General features: G+C 71.0%; 14 protein-coding genes. 10 read left to right on the forward strand and 4 right to left on the reverse strand.

Annotation, left to right across the window (positions count from 1 at the left end):
* Positions 1-42 precede the first annotated feature (42 nt).
* From ACXAFN_RS17730 to ACXAFN_RS17750, 5 genes are all read left to right on the forward strand, one after another.
* Complete coding sequence (locus ACXAFN_RS17730; RefSeq protein WP_474990920.1) at positions 43-546, forward strand: hypothetical protein; 504 nt, start codon at positions 43-45, stop codon at positions 544-546.
* Between the two features lie 3 nt (positions 547-549).
* On the forward strand, positions 550-1,098 hold the full coding sequence (locus tag ACXAFN_RS17735) for a hypothetical protein (protein WP_474990922.1): 549 nt from the start codon (positions 550-552) through the stop codon (positions 1,096-1,098).
* Positions 1,085-2,311: an MFS transporter gene (locus ACXAFN_RS17740; protein WP_474990924.1), complete on the forward strand. Its 1,227-nt coding sequence runs from the start codon at positions 1,085-1,087 to the stop codon at positions 2,309-2,311. Before ACXAFN_RS17735 ends, ACXAFN_RS17740 begins: the two co-directional genes overlap by 14 nt.
* A gap of 167 nt (positions 2,312-2,478) precedes the next feature.
* Complete coding sequence (locus ACXAFN_RS17745; RefSeq protein ID WP_474990926.1) at positions 2,479-3,531, forward strand: asparaginase; 1,053 nt, start codon at positions 2,479-2,481, stop codon at positions 3,529-3,531.
* Positions 3,532-3,639: 108 nt separating this feature from the next.
* Positions 3,640-3,876 (forward strand): DUF2789 domain-containing protein, encoded by a 237-nt coding sequence (locus ACXAFN_RS17750; protein WP_474990928.1) that lies wholly within the window; start codon positions 3,640-3,642, stop codon positions 3,874-3,876.
* 357 nt (positions 3,877-4,233) lie between these two features.
* Here ACXAFN_RS17750 and ACXAFN_RS17755 read toward each other — a convergent pair whose 3' ends face one another.
* Complete coding sequence (locus ACXAFN_RS17755) at positions 4,234-4,644, reverse strand: SRPBCC family protein (RefSeq protein ID WP_474990930.1); 411 nt, start codon at positions 4,642-4,644, stop codon at positions 4,234-4,236.
* 223 nt (positions 4,645-4,867) lie between these two features.
* Here ACXAFN_RS17755 and queC point away from each other — a divergent pair, with 223 nt between their 5' ends.
* The 4 genes from queC to ACXAFN_RS17775 are packed head-to-tail and all read left to right on the forward strand — an operon-like array spanning position 4,868 to position 7,398.
* Complete coding sequence (gene queC, locus ACXAFN_RS17760; protein ID WP_474990932.1) at positions 4,868-5,653, forward strand: 7-cyano-7-deazaguanine synthase QueC; 786 nt, start codon at positions 4,868-4,870, stop codon at positions 5,651-5,653.
* Complete coding sequence (gene queE / locus ACXAFN_RS17765; protein ID WP_474990934.1) at positions 5,646-6,287, forward strand: 7-carboxy-7-deazaguanine synthase; 642 nt, start codon at positions 5,646-5,648, stop codon at positions 6,285-6,287. Before queC ends, queE begins: the two co-directional genes overlap by 8 nt.
* Positions 6,287-7,132, forward strand: a complete 846-nt coding sequence (locus ACXAFN_RS17770; protein ID WP_474990936.1) for a 6-pyruvoyl trahydropterin synthase family protein — start codon at positions 6,287-6,289, stop codon at positions 7,130-7,132. The genes queE and ACXAFN_RS17770 overlap by 1 nt, the downstream gene beginning before the upstream one ends.
* Positions 7,129-7,398: a YkgJ family cysteine cluster protein gene (locus ACXAFN_RS17775; protein ID WP_474990938.1), complete on the forward strand. Its 270-nt coding sequence runs from the start codon at positions 7,129-7,131 to the stop codon at positions 7,396-7,398. Before ACXAFN_RS17770 ends, ACXAFN_RS17775 begins: the two co-directional genes overlap by 4 nt.
* 98 nt (positions 7,399-7,496) lie before the next feature.
* On the opposite strand, the gene ACXAFN_RS17780 is transcribed toward ACXAFN_RS17775, so the two are convergent.
* Genes ACXAFN_RS17780 through ACXAFN_RS17790 form a run of 3 tightly spaced genes read right to left on the reverse strand, consistent with a single transcriptional unit; the run spans position 7,497 to position 12,540 of the window.
* Positions 7,497-11,396: an AAA family ATPase gene (locus tag ACXAFN_RS17780; protein ID WP_474990940.1), complete on the reverse strand. Its 3,900-nt coding sequence runs from the start codon at positions 11,394-11,396 to the stop codon at positions 7,497-7,499.
* Between the two features lie 33 nt (positions 11,397-11,429).
* Positions 11,430-12,062: a MiaE family protein gene (locus tag ACXAFN_RS17785; RefSeq protein WP_474990942.1), complete on the reverse strand. Its 633-nt coding sequence runs from the start codon at positions 12,060-12,062 to the stop codon at positions 11,430-11,432.
* Positions 12,063-12,105: 43 nt separating this feature from the next.
* Positions 12,106-12,540: a DUF1289 domain-containing protein gene (locus ACXAFN_RS17790; protein WP_474990944.1), complete on the reverse strand. Its 435-nt coding sequence runs from the start codon at positions 12,538-12,540 to the stop codon at positions 12,106-12,108.
* 237 nt (positions 12,541-12,777) lie between these two features.
* Between ACXAFN_RS17790 and acnB the strand changes: the two genes are divergently transcribed.
* Positions 12,778-15,381, forward strand: a complete 2,604-nt coding sequence (gene acnB / locus ACXAFN_RS17795; RefSeq protein ID WP_474990946.1) for a bifunctional aconitate hydratase 2/2-methylisocitrate dehydratase — start codon at positions 12,778-12,780, stop codon at positions 15,379-15,381.
* The last annotated feature ends 5 nt before the right edge of the window (positions 15,382-15,386 follow it).

Below are 15,386 nucleotides of genomic sequence, written 5' to 3' on the forward strand. Positions count from 1 at the left end.
TGTAGCCGAACGCCACGCTCACCCCCCGCACAAGGAAGGCCCATGGCATCACGAGAGCTGATCGACGACTATCACCGCTGGCAACGCTTCCAGTACCAGGCCCGCCTCGACCGCGAACACCGGGCGGCCTGGCAGCAGCTGGAATCCGCCGGCGTCTCGGCGCAGCGCACCACCGACGCCTACCGCAGCATGGCCGACAAGGCCGCCGCCCAGGGCGCCTGCTACCGCACCCTCTTCCTGCGCGATCATGGCGACGGCCAGCGGCTGGCCTGCGAGGGCTGGCTGTTCGTGCGCCGGGTGATCGCCGAGGGCGGTGCCACCCGGGTGCGCGGCACCCTGCTGCCGAGCTTCACCCTGGGCGATGGCGCCCTGGCCCCGGCCGACGCCCACCCCGAGACCCTGACCCTGGAGGTGTTCGATCAGCTGCTGGTCGACCGCGGCCTGGCCAGCGTGGCGCGGGTCGATCGCGTCGACGCCGCCGGTGACAGCCACTTCATCACCCTGATCGACAGCGTGCGGGGCGACCTTCGTCGACACTTGAGCTGAGCCATGTGGAAGAAGCTGTTCGGCAAGCGTCCGATCCCCGTGTGGGTGATCAAGCAGGTCGACCGCGAGCAGGCGCTGCTGCACCTGTGCGGCGAGGGCCACCTGCTGCCCGCCCACCGGCGCGAACGGGACGAGGTGATCGGCGCCCTGCAGCGCGGCGACTACCGGGGGCCGGTGACCATGGCCGATAACGGCGCGGTGCTCAATGCCCGCCTGTTCGCCGCCCTGGTTCCCCGCGACGGCCTGCACCTGGGCGCCGACGGCCAGGCCCACTGGCGCGGGCGACGGTGGCGGATCGCCAGCACGCCCCAGCGCTGCTGGACCTACGAGGGCCGACTGGTGGCCGCGCCCGCGGCTGGCGCCCCCCACGACCTGGTCAGCGGCGAGGACGTCAGCGACATCCGCCGGCGCGCCTCCGCCGAGGCCGCCTTGCCGAGCGGCCCGCGGTTCGCGGCCGCCGATGAGCTCGAGGGAGAAGCGGCGTTTGCCGCGCGCCGGCGCCGCGGCGACGCCCCCAGGCACGAAGAGGAACGGCCCCATGACGACCCCTAGCCTCGGCGCGCGCCGCGACGGCGCTCCCTCGCCGCTGGTCTTCATCGCCCTGATGGTGCTGGTCGGGCTCAACCTGCGGCCCGCCCTGTCGTCGCTGGCCCCGCTGCTGCCGCGCATCGAGGCCGCCACCGGCATGCCGCTGCTCGCCATCGGCGCCCTGACCACCCTGCCGGTGCTGTGCCTGGGGCTGTTCGCCCCGCTGGCGCCCTGGCTGTCGCGTCGCCTGGGGCCCGAGCGGACCCTGTCGCTGGCGCTGCTGATCCTGGCGCTCGGCCTCGGCCTGCGCGGCCTGGCCACGCCCGCCTGGTTGTTCACCGGCACCCTGCTGGTGGGCGCCGGCATCGGGGTCGCCGGCACCCTGCTGCCGGCACTGGTCAAGCGCGAGCTGCCGGCCAGCGCCGACGTGATGACCGGCGTCTACACCATGGCCTTGTGCCTGGGCGGCGCTCTCGGCGCCGGGCTCAGCATCCCGCTGGCCGAGACGCTGGGCGGCTGGCCCCAGGCCCTGGTGAGCTGGGCCGCGCTGGCGGCGCTGAGCCTGGTGGCCTGGCAGGGGCTGATGCCCACGCCGGCGCAGCGGCCGCCTCCCCCCCCGCGCAGCGGCAACACCCGGGCGCTGCTGCATCAGCCGCTGGCCTGGCAGGTGACCCTCTACATGGGCTGCCAGTCCTCGCTGGCCTACATCGTCTTCGGCTGGTTGCCCACCCTGCTGGTGGAGCGCGGCTATGGCGAGGCCGAGGCCGGCTGGCTGATGGGCGTGTCGGTGATGGTGCAGCTCGGCGCGGCCCTGGCCGCGCCCTGGCTGGCGCGCCTGGGGCGCGACCAGCGCCCGGCGCTGATCCTGGTGCTGAGCCTGGTCGGCGCGGGCTTCTGGGTGCTGCTCCAGGGGCCCGTCGAGTGGCGCTGGGCCGGCGTGGTGCTGCTGGGGCTCGGCCAGGGCGGCGGCTTCAGCCTGGCGCTGTCGCTGATCGTGCTGCGCACCGCCGACGCCCGGCTGGCCGGCAAGCTCTCGGGCATGGTCCAGGGCGGGGGCTATGCCCTCGCCTCGCTGGGCCCGCTGGGCATCGGCGTCATGCTCGACCTGGACCTGAGCCTCACCGGCATCACCCTGGCGCTGCTCGCCGTGGTGGCGGCGGCGGCGGCCTTCGCCCTGCTCGCCGGACGCAACCGCCGCCTGGCCACCGACGACGACGGCCGGTTGGTGGTCCGCTAGCCCGACGCACCGCCCCGTGCGACCGCCGTTGGCCGCGGCGCCCCGGGCCCGTCGACGGATCCGCCCCGAGCGACAACGCCAACGGTGAGAGCCCGCGTCGAAAGGGTCGCCTTGCCTGGCGAGGCGGGCCCCGTATCATGGCCACACCCCCTCTCGCTGGAGCCGACATGACCGCTTTTGCCTCTTCGCTGCTGGTGATCTACGCCGGCGGCACCTTGGGCATGGTCGAGGGCCCCGATGGCCTGACGCCGGGCCGCGACATCGAGGCGCGCCTGCGCCGTGCCCTCGCCGCCCTGCCCCCGGCCCGTCGGGCGACACTGCCCGACTTTCGGGTCCTCGCCACGCCGACGCCCATCGACTCCAGTGCCGCCACGCCCCGGGACTGGCAGATGCTGGCCCGGCTGATCGCCGATCGCTATGCCGACCACGCCGGCATCGTGGTGATCCACGGCACCGACACCCTGGCCTGGACCGCCGCCAGCCTGGCCTATCAGCTGCAGGGCCTGGACCGCCCGGTGGTCGTCACCGGCGCCATGCGCCCCCTGGAGGCCCCCTACAGCGACGCCCCAAGCAACCTGGAGTCGGCGCTGCGCTACGCCGCCGATGCCCGGCTGCAGGAAGTCGCGGTGTGCTTCGCCGGCCGCCTGCTGCGGGGCGTGCGCAGCCGCAAGTGGCAGACGAGCGCCGACGACGCCTTCGCCAGCCCCAACTATCCGCCCCTGGGCGAGTGGGTGGACGACGATCCCGTGCTCTACCCGAGCCGCGGCCTGGAACGAGCGCAGCGCGGTGCGCCGCGCTTCGAACTGCCCGACTACGCGCCCCTCGCCGCGGGTGCCGTGCCGCGGATCGCCCTGTGGCCGGGACTCGAGGCCTGGCAGCTCGAGGCCTGGCTGCTGGATGAACGCGTCAAGGGGGCGCTGCTGGAGGTCTGGGGCGGCGGCAACCTACCCGACGATCCGGGCCTGGCCGGCGTGCTGGCCGAGGCCTGCGGCGAGGGCAAGCTGCTGGCCGCCATCAGTCAATGCCCCCATGGGGCGGTGGCCATCGGCCGCTATGCCGCCGGCCGCCCGCTGGCCGATGCCGGCGTGCTGGCCGGCGACGACATGACGCCGGAGGCCGCCGCCACCAAGCTCATCCACCTGCTGGCCCAGCCGCTGCCCGACGAGGAACGCCGCCGGCGCTTCCTGACCCCGCTGGTCGGCGAGCGCTCCGCGCCCTGAGCGGCGCGGAAGGCCGAGCGTTGAAGGCGTCATGGACGCACCATCGCCACGCGACCTCCTCGGCGCGCTAGAGTGGTGACACATGCCCGCTCACACAGGTGCCACGCCATGGAACATCCCGACCATCCGTTCACCGAACTCTTCGAACAGCTCGGCCTGGCCTCGGACCCGGCCGCCATCCAGCGCTTCATCGAACGCAACGGCCCCCTCCCCGAGGGCATGGAGCTTCCCGACGCACCCTGCTGGAACGAGGGGCAGGCGGAGTTCCTGCGCGAGGCCATCGACGCCGACGCCGACTGGGCCGAGGTGGTCGACCATCTGAACGCCTCGCTGCGCAAGGCCTGAGAGAAGCGACAGCGAGCGGGGAGGCCTCGCGCGCCTCGGCCTGGCGCCGCTAGGCTTTGTTTGAAAAGTCGGCGAGCGCAGGCTAAACAAGGCAAAAATCAGCGAGAAGCCGGAGTTTACGGGGTGTAAATGAGGACTTTGAGCTGATTTTTAACGCGGTATAGCCGAGCGCAGACAGTTTTCAGACATTGCCTAGTGTCCTGTTTCGGAGGTTCGTTGAAGAGACGGCGAGCGCCATTGGGTCTGCCAGGCAAGACACCACGACGAGGCATGGCAGCGCTATGGCGAGGAGTGGCAACACCCCATGGCGGCCCCAGGGGCCGCCGGAATTCGGCAGTCAGCCTCTGATACAGGACGCTAGAGCCGCGCGGCGACGCGATCCAGGATCTGCTGGCTGACCCGGTTGACCAGCGGCGACACCGCCCGCTTGACCGCCTTCTCGACCAGGCGGTTCTTGATCTCGTACTCCAGGGTCAGCGCCACCTCGGTGCCCTCGGGCACCGGGGTCAGCCGGTAGCGGCCTCGATTCTTGACCCCGCTGAGCGACTCCCAGGCCAGCACCTCGGGAGGGTGTCGCTCGGTGATCGCCACCTCGAAGGTCCAGTCCATGCGCACCGCATGGACGTGCCAGCGGTAGCGCCTCTCGCCGAGCGGCTCGATGGCCTGGATCAGGTCCGAATAGTCGACGAAGTCCTCGACCCGCTCGAGCAGGGCGAAAACGCGTTCGGGGGGCGCCTCGAGGGTCGCGCGATGTTCGATGGTGGCCATGCCGGTTCCTTGTGCTGGGGGCCTCGGAGCAACCGCGGCTGCCGTGCCAGCTTCCCCGACGACCCCGGGCGATGTCCAGCCCGCGGCGACCTGGCGCGGGCGTGATTGCCGCCTGTCTCGTCGGTCAAGTACACTGTGCGCCCTGCCGGACCGGACCCCGGCCAAGGTCCCGCCGCGCCCGAGGCGCCGCGGGCGGACAAATTCTCCGACCCACAGGTTAGCTATGTCCCCAACGTCTGCACCGTCCACCGTGGTGATCTACTCCGGTGGCATGGATTCCTACACCGTGCTGCATCGCGCCCTGCGCGAGGGCCGCGAGGTCCACGCCCTGTCCTTCGACTACGGCCAGCGTCACGCCCGGGAGCTCGATGTCGCCCGCGAGGTCTGCCGCGAGCTCGGCGTGCCTCACCAGGTGATCGACATCACCGCCATCCACGGGCTGATCGACGCCTCGGCGCTCACCGACGCCAGTCGCGAGCTGCCGGACGGCGACTACGCCGAGGCCAACCTCCAGGCCACCGTGGTCCCCAACCGCAACATGATCCTGCTGTCGCTGGCCATCGCCAAGGCGGTCAACATCGGCGCCGACCGGGTCGACTACGGTGCCCATGGCGGCGACCACGTGCTCTATCCGGACTGCCGCCCCGAGTTCGTCGAGGCCATGAACGCCGTGGCCGGCATCGCCAACTTCGAACCGGTGACCCTGCACGCCCCCTACCTGCGCGCCGGCAAGGGCGAGATCCTCGCCGACGGCCTGGCCATGGGCCTCGACTACGCCAGGACCTGGACCTGCTACCGCGGCGAAGCGTTGGCCTGCGGGCGCTGCGGCAGCTGCCGCGAGCGGCTGGCGGCCTTCGAGGCCAACGGCGCCGTCGACCCGATCGGCTATTCGCAGCGGCCCGATGCCGCCGCCGGGGCCTCGTCTCAGCGTCCCGAGGACGCCGCTAGGGCCTCGTCACAGCGGCCACACGCCGCCGCCGAAACGACCGATGGGACCGGCAATGTATAGCGTCAAGGAGGCCTTCTACTCGCTGCAGGGCGAAGGCGGCCAGGCCGGGCGTGCCAGCGTGTTCTGCCGCTTCAGCGGCTGCAACCTGTGGTCCGGCCGCGAGGCCGACCGCGCCGCGGCGGCCTGTCGCTTCTGCGATACCGATATCCGCGGCACCGACGGCCAGCACGGCGGGCGCTTCGCCGAGGCCGACGCCCTGGCCGACCACCTGATCGCGCTGTGGCCGGACGCCCCGGGCACCGCCACGCCCCAGGTGATCTTCACCGGCGGCGAGCCGCTGTTGCAGCTCGACGCGGCGCTGATCGACGCCATGCACGAGCGCGGCTTCGACGTCGCCGTGGAGACCAACGGCACCCTGGCGGCCCCACCGGGCATCGACTGGCTGTGCGTCAGCCCCAAGGGCGAGACGGCGCTGGCCCAGACCTCCGGCGACGAACTCAAGCTGGTCTATCCGCAGGGCGACGCGCCGCCCGAGCGCTTCACCGGCCTGGACTTCCACCACTTCTTCCTGCAGCCCATGGATACCGCCGCGGTGGGCGGCGGCGATGTCACGGCCGACACCGTGGCCTACTGCCTGAGCCATCCCCAATGGCGGCTCTCGCTGCAGACCCACAAGATCACGGGGATCGACTGATGACGCTGTTCGTGAACCGCCTCACCCACCTCGACGCCTCCCTGTGGTGCCCCGAGCGGGGACTGATCGGCGCCAGCTGGCGCGTGGACGCCGAACTCGACGGCGAGCTGGGCGAGGACGGCATGCTGTTCGACTTCGGCGAGGTCAAGCCGTGGATCAAGTCGCGGATCGACCAGGGCGCCGATCACACCCTGCTGGTGCCCACCGCGGCGCCCGGCGTCACCGTCAACGATGCCCCCGAGGGCCTGTGCCTACGCGCCGAGGCGCCCTACCCCTTCGAGGTGCGCGGCCCGCGCCAGGCCTTCACGCTGCTGCCCTGGGACGCCATCACGCCGGCACGGCTGGCGGGGCACCTGGCCGCGGAGCTCTCGCGCCAACCGCCCGCCCGGGTCGAGGCCATCCGCCTGACCCTCACCGACGAGGCGATCGACGGCGCCGCCTATACCTACAGCCACGGTCTCAAGCGCCACGCCGGCAACTGCCAGCGCATCGCCCACGGCCACCGTTCGCGGCTGCACGTCTGGCAGGACGGCGCGCGCCGCCCGGTCCTCGAGGCCGAGTGGGCCGACCGCCTGGCGGACCGCTACCTGGTGGACGAGGCCGACGTCACCGATGGCCTGGACGCCTCCTTCATGGGGCGGCTGACGAGCCGTTACACCGCCGAGCAGGGCCGCTTCGCGCTGACCCTGCCCCGCAGCCGATGCGTGGTGATGCCCACCCCCACCACGGTGGAGCATATCGCCGGCTGGCTGGCCGGTGAGATCGCCCGGGAGACCGGCCGGACCACCCGCGTCCAGGCCTTCGAGGGCATCGACAAGGGGGCCCTGGCGGAGGCCCGGCCATGACGGCATCCCCCGCTCACGGCGGCTGCCGCCCCGGCTGCGGCGCCTGCTGCATCGCGCCCTCGATCAGCTCGCCGATCCCCGGCATGCCGGACGGCAAGCCCGCCGGGGTGCGCTGCGCCCAGCTCGACGACGACAACCTGTGTCGGCTGTTCGGCCGCCCCGAACGGCCGGCGGTCTGCGCACGCTTCGATTATGACCGCGAGCTGTGCGGCGAGCACCGCGACCAGGCGCTGGCACGCATCGCCGCCCTGGAGGTCGCGACCTGAGCCCGGCTCACCGCTCTCCCGGATGACAAGACGCCCGGCGACGCTCGTCTCTCGAGCCTCGCCGGGCGTTTTCCCTGGCGCCGGCCTTGCCGGCGTCCTCAGTCTTCCAGGTCGGCGGTATGCGGCAGGCGCTTGTCGAGCAGGGTCCGCCAGCGCACCAGCACCGGGGCATCGCTGTGACTGACCTCGCCGAGCAGCGCCCGGAACGCCGCCCGGGCGGGCGCGTCGTCCGGATCGACCAGGGTCAGCCAGGCCTCCAGGGCACACAGCTCCTGGTGCAGGTTGCCGTCATCGCGGGCCTGTTGCAGGGCCTGCTCGGTCAGCGCCCGTACCTCCTCGGCGGGATGCCCGAGGCGATGGCGCACCCGGGCCAGCTGCACCGCCAGCTCCGGCACGAACAGCGTGGCCCGCTCCCGGGCGATCAGCAGGCACTGGTCGAGGTAGTCCTCGGCCCGCGCCAGCTCGCCGAGCGAGGCGCAGGCGTCCACGCACCACAGCGAGGGCCGCTGGTAGGGATCGCGGCCGGTGACCTCGACCAGCTCCTCCAGCGCCGCATCGATGCGCTTGAGCCCCTCGCGGTCGGCGGACAGCGCACGCTGCCAGCCGAGCACGATCCGCGCCGACACCTGCCACAGCTGCAGGTCCGGCGTGCCGGTGATCTCGTAGGCGCGCTCGGCGCGCTGGGCGGCGAGATGCACGTGGCCGACCTGACGATAGAGGGCGGCGGCGTACATCAGCGCCATGGCCAGGCTGCCCGGGTGGTTGATGCGCTCGGCCAGGCGGATTGCCGACTCCACCTGCTGCTCGGCGCGGCGATAGTCGCCCCGCAGGCACAGCGCCCAGCCCTGGAAGCAGGCGGCGGCCACCTGGGGATGGTCGGAGAACGGCAGCCACTCGATCATCATCGGCGAATGCAGCGGATCGATCTCCTCGAGGTGCTCGTAGGCCTGCTGGATGCGCCCCGCCCAGTACTCGCAGCAGGCCCGGGCGAAGTCGGCCAGGCGCCGATAGCGGGGATCCTCCAGCTGCTCGGCGAGGTCGGCCAGGCGCGCCGCCAGCAGGAAGGCATCGGCATGGGCGTTGCGCTGGCTGCAGCCCACCCACAGGCCCCACTTGACCAGGAAGGCCTGCTCCAGGTCCTCGCTGTCCTCCAGCGACGGCCCGGCACAGCTCATCAGCTCCCGGGCCCGCACGAAGCTCTCGTGGGCCGTCGGCGAGCCATGCCCCTCCAGGGCGAAGGCCGCCTGGCCGCGCACCGTGTGCAGGCTGATCTCGCGCTCTTCCTGACCCTCGACCTGGCGCAGGCTGGCCAGGCCGAAGTCGGCCATCTTGAGCGCCGTGCGATTGGCGCTGACCTTGAGCGCCTCGCGGGCGGCCAGCTCGAAGTAGCGGGCGCCGCGGGCATAGTGGCCGCTGCGCCGCAGGTGAGTGGCGAAGTCGCCAGGGTGGCGGCTGATCCACACTGGGAAGCGTTCCTCGATCAGCCCCACCACCTGGCGGTGCAGGGCCACCCGCACGTCCCGCGGGCAGGACAGGTAGGCCGCCTCCTGCAGCAGCTGGTGGGTGAACTGGTACTCGCGCCCCTCCTCGGCGTCCTCGACCGGCTCGATGATCTCGAGGCGGTTCATCTGCTCCAGCGCCGAGGTCAGCCGCGGCATCTCCCAGTCGCTGCATTCGGCCAGGAAGTCGAGGCGGAAGCGGCGCCCCAGCACGGCGGCCACGTGCGCCACCTCGCGGTCGCCATCGAGCTGGTCGATGCGGCTGGCCAGCAGGCCGAGCAGCCCCCGGGGCAGCTCGTCGAGCTGGATGCTGCGCCCCTCGCGGCGGTCCATGTCGACCCGGCGGCAGAGCTCCTGGAGATACAGCGGCACGCCGTCGCAGCGCTCGATGATCTGGCTGCGCAGCCGCGGGCTCAGGTGCAGCCGATAGCGCCGGGCCAGCTGGGTCAACAGCCGCGAGGCCTGCATCGGGTCCAGGCGCCCCAGGGTGATCTGCTGGTCCCAGTCGAGCTTGGCGGGCAGCGCCTCGCGACCGTGATGACTGGCCACCAGCAGGAAGGGGCAGTTGATCGGCAGGCGCGCCTGCAGACCGGCCAGCACCTTGAACGACGGCTCGTCGAGCCACTGCAGGTCATCGATCATCAGCACCAGGGTCCGCTCGGCGGTCAGCCGGTCGATCAGCCGATGCAGCAGGGCCACCACCAGCTCGACCGCCTCGCCACTCTGGGCGAGCACCGCCACCTCGCGTGGCTCGCGCACGCCCAGCGCCTCCTCCAGCAGCCGTCGCGGCTCGTCGTCGAGCCCGGCGGCGGCGAGGTCGTTCAGGGCCTCGCCATCGAGCGCATCGCCCAGGTGCCAACGCAACAGCTGGCGGGCCACGCCGTACGGCTCCTGGACGGACAGCCGGGTCGTGGGCTGCCAGCAGACGGCGGCCTCGCGGCTCTGTTCCAGCTGGCGGAAGCCGACCAGCAGCGCCGACTTGCCGAGCCCCGACGGCCCGCGCACCAGCACGCTCTGACGCAGGCCGATGCCGGCCCGGGCCAGGGCGTCACGCAGCGTACGCAGCGCCGACTCGCGGCCCACCAGGCTGGGCGGCAGGGCCTCCCGGCCGCCCTCGTTGGTGCCCAGGACCAGCGCCCGCAGGCGCACCCGGCCGTCGCTGGCCACCAGCCGCGAGGACAGCCTCGGTTGCAGGTCCAGGGCCGGCGGCATGTGCTGGCTGGCGTCCTGGGAGATCACCAGTTCGCTGCCCTGGGCGGCGCTCATCAGGTCCAGCGCCCCCTGGGTGACCTGGCCGAGGGGGTCGACCAGGTGGCGTTCGGGCAGATAGACCACCCGGCCGCTGTCCAGGCCGGCGGCCAGCGCGATCGGCGGCGGGTCGCCCTCGCCGCTCCAGTGACGGGCACACTCCTCGGGCAACACCCGTCGGCAGTGCTCGTAGAGCGCCACCAGCTCGGCCAGCTGATGGGCCGGGCCGTGGGTGCCGAAGCAGGCCAGCCCCAGGCCACCGGTGGCACCGGGCAGCCAGAAACCGCCCAGGTGGTGGCACTGCTGCTCGAGCCAGCGCATCAGCTCGATCTGCAGCGTCAGGCAGGCCCGCGACTCGCCGCGGGTCGAGAGATCGGCCGACAGGCTCAGGCGGATCGCCATCACCGAGAGCTGGCGTTGCTCGATCTCGTCCTCGCGCAGCGGCGCGCTGTCCGGGGCCAGGGTGCGCGAGAAGGCGCCACTGGGCCCGTTGGTCGCGTCGGACTTGCCGTCGGACCAGTAGCGCGCCAGCTGCAGGAAGGCCGGATCGGGCTGCTGGCCGGTCAGCGCCAGCAGCTGCAGGTAGGCATTGTACTGTTCGTGGGCGGCGGCCAGCTGGTTCTGCTCGGCCAGCTGACGCACCAGACGCTCGTGGAAGGGCCCATAGCCCGAGAAGCGGCTGACCAGCGCCTGCAGCACGGCGTCGGGCAGCGGGTCGTGCTGTTCCAGCACCGCCTCGGCGTAGCGGATCACCCGCTGGCGCCATTCGTTGCGGACCTGCACCAGCCAGCGCTGAAACTCGGCGCAGGCGGCGAGCTGGAGTTCCTCGACCAGATCTCCCTGGTAGCACTCGAGGATCTCTTCCAGGGTCGCCACCTCGGCCGGGGCGTCGAGCATGGCCTGCAGCTCGTGCAGGTCGAAGCGCCAGCGCTCGGGGAGATGAAAGGCGATGGTCTGGCGCGACACCGACAGCACCTCCTCGGCCTGTTCGCCCAGCGACTGGCGCAGGCAATGCAGGGCATGGCGGAGGTTGGTACGACCCGAGGAGAGCCCCTGGTCGGGCCACAGCAGCTCGGCGAGCGTCGCCCGGTTCACCGGCTGATCGTGGAGCAGCAGGTAGACGAGCAGCGCCTTGACCTTGTCGTAGCTGAAATGGGTCAGGGCGTCGTCGCCCAGGGTCAGCGAGAAGTGACCGAAGAGGGCCAGGCGGTCCTGGTCGTCATGGCTAACGGCGTCGGATGCATCCCGCATGATTGATCGGTCCAGCTGGGCGTCGCCCCGGCCTCAGGCCGGGACGCCGCTGTGAAAACGAAATGCCGTGTCCGGCATGCTGATCAGTTCGGCTTCCCGTGCGGCGAGAAAGGCGACCCGATCGTCGATGGCGTCCGGGGCGGTGTCCCGCGCCAGCATCAGGTAATCCTCATAGTGACGCCCTTCCGACTTAACCAGACCGCGGTAGAACTTGGCAAGCTCGTCGTCAAGGTAAGGGATCAAACGCGCGAAGCGCTCGCAGCTTCTCGCCTCGATCAGGGCGCCCACGATCAGGATATCGACCAGCCGCTGCGGTTCTTCAGGGCGGACGTGGCGACGCAGGCCCTCGGCATAGCGCGACGCCGACAGGTGCCGGTAGGCGATGCCCCTGTCCTCCATCAGCTTGACGACCTGCTCGAAGTGCAGCAGCTCCTCGCGGGCCAGCTGGCTCATCTTGGTCAGCAGCAGCGGCCGGTCCACGTAGCGGTAGAGCAGGCTCATGGCCGTGGAGGCGGCCTTCTTCTCGCACTGGGCATGATCGATCAACAGCAGCGCGGGATTGGCGAGCGCCTCGTCGACCCAGGCATCGGGGGTGGCGCAGTCGAGGAACTCGAGCAGCCCGGCGGGCAGCAAGGCATCGTGGGCAGCGGCAGGCATCGCGGTCATCGCAAGATCCGGTGGTTCGGGGTTCAGGAGAGGGTTTCGGGGTTCAGGAAAGGGGGACGAGGTCGAGGCGACGGTGTTCGGCCGCCGCCATGAGCGCCTCGGCGATGCACCCATGCAGCGCCGCGGCATCCAGCGGTTCCAGGGGCACGATGCCGTAGCGCGACAGGTCGCGAATGCGATCGCGACCCACCCGCAGCAGCTCCACCGCCCGGGACAGCGGCGGCTGCTCGACGCGAAAGCGGATCCGGTGGCGCACCAGCTGCGCCTCCAGCGCCGCGGCGTCTTCCACCCGCAGGTAGCGGGCGGCCACCTCCTCGCGCAGGGCATCCAGCGCCTGCATGCGCCGCGTGCGCTCCGCGCCGTCCAGGGCAGGCCAGTCGCGGATCTCGTCGTCGACGCGCTGACAGCCCCGGCAGACACGATCCCCCACCGTGGTCGAGCACAGCCCCACACAGGGGGAAGCGATACGCCCCGACATCGGCCGCTCCTCTCCGTTGACATGAGCCTGCCATGGTAACGCGCCGCCCGCGCGCTGACACCCCGGCCCGACCGCCGACCAAAGTTCGAGCCCCGCCACGGCCGGCCTTCTTAACATTGTCGACAGTTTCTCATAGAATGGCGCCACCGTTGACCGTGCCGAACGCCGACGCCGACGCCGCGCTGTCACCTCGAAGCGCGGCGCGCTCGGCCACCACCAACCAATGAGGGCCACCACGTGCTTGAAGCCTATCGCCAACATGTCGAGGAGCGCGCCCAGGCGGGCGTTCCGCCGAAGCCGCTGAACGCCGAGCAGACGGCTGCGCTGGTCGAGCTGCTGAAGAACCCGCCCGCCGGCGAGGAAGAGGCCATCCTCGACCTGCTGACCAACCGCGTGCCCCCGGGGGTCGACGAGGCCGCCTACGTCAAGGCCGGCTTCCTGACCGCCATCGCCAAGGGCGAGGCCGAGTCCCCGCTGATCGACCGCGTCCACGCCGTGAAGCTGCTGGGCACCATGCAGGGCGGCTACAACATCGCCTCGCTGGTCGAGCTGCTGGACGACGACTCGCTGGCCAAGGAAGTGGGCGAGCAGCTCAAGCACACCCTGCTGATGTTCGATGCCTTCCACGACGTGGAAGAACGCGCCAAGGCGGGCAACGCCGTGGCCAAGGAGATCATCGCGTCCTGGGCCGAGGCCGAGTGGTTCCTCGCCAAGCCCAAGCTGGCCGACAAGATCACCCTGACCGTGTTCAAGGTGCCCGGTGAGACCAACACCGACGACCTCTCCCCGGCCCCGGATGCCTGGTCGCGCCCGGACATTCCGCTGCATGCCAACGCCATGCTGAAGAATCCGCGCGACGGCATCGAGCCGGAAGAGCCGGGCGTCACCGGCCCGCTCAAGCAGATCGAGGAAGTGAAGGCCAAGGGCCACCCGGTCGTCTACGTCGGCGACGTGGTCGGCACCGGCTCCTCGCGCAAGTCCGCCACCAACTCCGTGCTGTGGTTCTTCGGTGACGACATTCCCAACGTGCCGAACAAGCGCGCCGGCGGCTTCTGCTTCGGCGGCAAGATCGCCCCGATCTTCTTCAACACCATGGAAGACTCCGGCGCCCTGCCGGTCGAGATGGACGTCGAGAAGCTCGAGATGGGCGACGTGATCGACGTCTATCCGTATGAAGGCAAGGTCTGCCGCCACGGCACCGACGAGGTGCTGACCACCTTCGAGCTCAAGACCCAGCTGCTGCTCGACGAGGCCCGTGCCGGCGGCCGTATCCCGCTGATCATCGGCCGCGGCCTCACCGCCAAGGCCCGCGAGTCACTGGGCCTGGCCCCGTCCGACGTGTTCCGCCTGCCCGAACAGCCGGCCGACAGCGACAAGGGCTTCACCCTGGCCCAGAAGATGGTCGGCAAGGCCTGCGGCATGGACGGCGTTCGCCCGGGCATGTACTGCGAGCCGAAGATGACCACCGTGGGCTCTCAGGACACCACCGGCCCGATGACCCGCGACGAGCTCAAGGACCTGGCCTGCCTGGGCTTCCAGGCCGACCTGGTGATGCAGTCGTTCTGCCACACCAGCGCCTATCCGAAGCCGGTCGACGTGGAGACCCACCACACCCTTCCCGACTTCATCATGAACCGCGGCGGCGTCTCGCTGCGCCCCGGCGACGGCATCATCCACAGCTGGCTGAACCGCATGCTGCTGCCCGACACCGTGGGCACCGGCGGCGACTCCCACACCCGCTTCCCGATGGGCATCTCCTTCCCGGCGGGCTCCGGTCTGGTGGCCTTCGCCGCCGCCACCGGCGTGATGCCGCTGGACATGCCGGAATCGGTGCTGGTGCGCTTCAAGGGCCAGCGTCAGCCCGGCGTCACCCTGCGTGACCTGGTCCACGCCATCCCCTATTACGCCATTCAGCAGGGCCTGCTGACAGTCGAGAAGTCCGGCAAGAAGAACGCCTTCTCCGGCCGCGTGCTGGAGATCGAGGGCCTCGAGGACCTCACCGTCGAGCAGGCCTTCGAGCTCTCCGACGCCTCCGCCGAGCGCTCCGCCGCGGGCTGCACCATCACCCTGGGCGAGGACTCGGTCGCCGAGTACCTGAAGTCCAACATCACCCTGCTCAAGTGGATGATCGCCAACGGCTACGGCGACAAGCGCACCATCGAGCGCCGCATCCAGGGCATGGAAGAGTGGCTCGAGAACCCGAGCCTGATGCGCGCCGACAAGGACGCCGAGTACGCCGAGGTGATCGAGATCGACCTCGACCAGCTGGCCGAGCCGGTGCTGTGCGCCCCCAACGATCCGGACGACGCCCGCCTGCTCTCCGAGGTGGCCGGCGAGAAGATCGACGAGGTGTTCATCGGCTCGTGCATGACCAACATCGGCCACTTCCGCGCCGCCGGCAAGCTGCTCGAGAAGCAGCCCGCGGGCAGCCTGAAGACCAAGCTGTGGCTGGCGCCGCCGACCAAGATGGACCAGCACCAGCTGACCGAGGAAGGCTACTACGGCATCTACGGCCGTGCCGGCGCACGCATGGAGATGCCCGGCTGCTCGCTGTGCATGGGCAACCAGGCCCGCGTCGCCGCCAAGAGCACCGTGGTCTCCACCTCCACGCGTAACTTCCCCAACCGCCTGGGCGACGGCGCCGATGTCTTCCTGGCCTCCGCGGAGCTCGCCGCCGTGGCCGCCGTGGAGGGTCGCCTGCCGAGCGTCAGCGAATATCGTCGCTACATGAGCGAGTTCGACGCCATGGCCGGCGAGATCTATCGTTACATGAACTTCCACGAGATCGAGGAATTCCAGAAGGCCGCCTCGAACGTGATCCCGGTGGCTCAGGAAGCCTGACCACC

The organism is Halomonas sp. ABH4_019, from assembly GCF_056159885.1.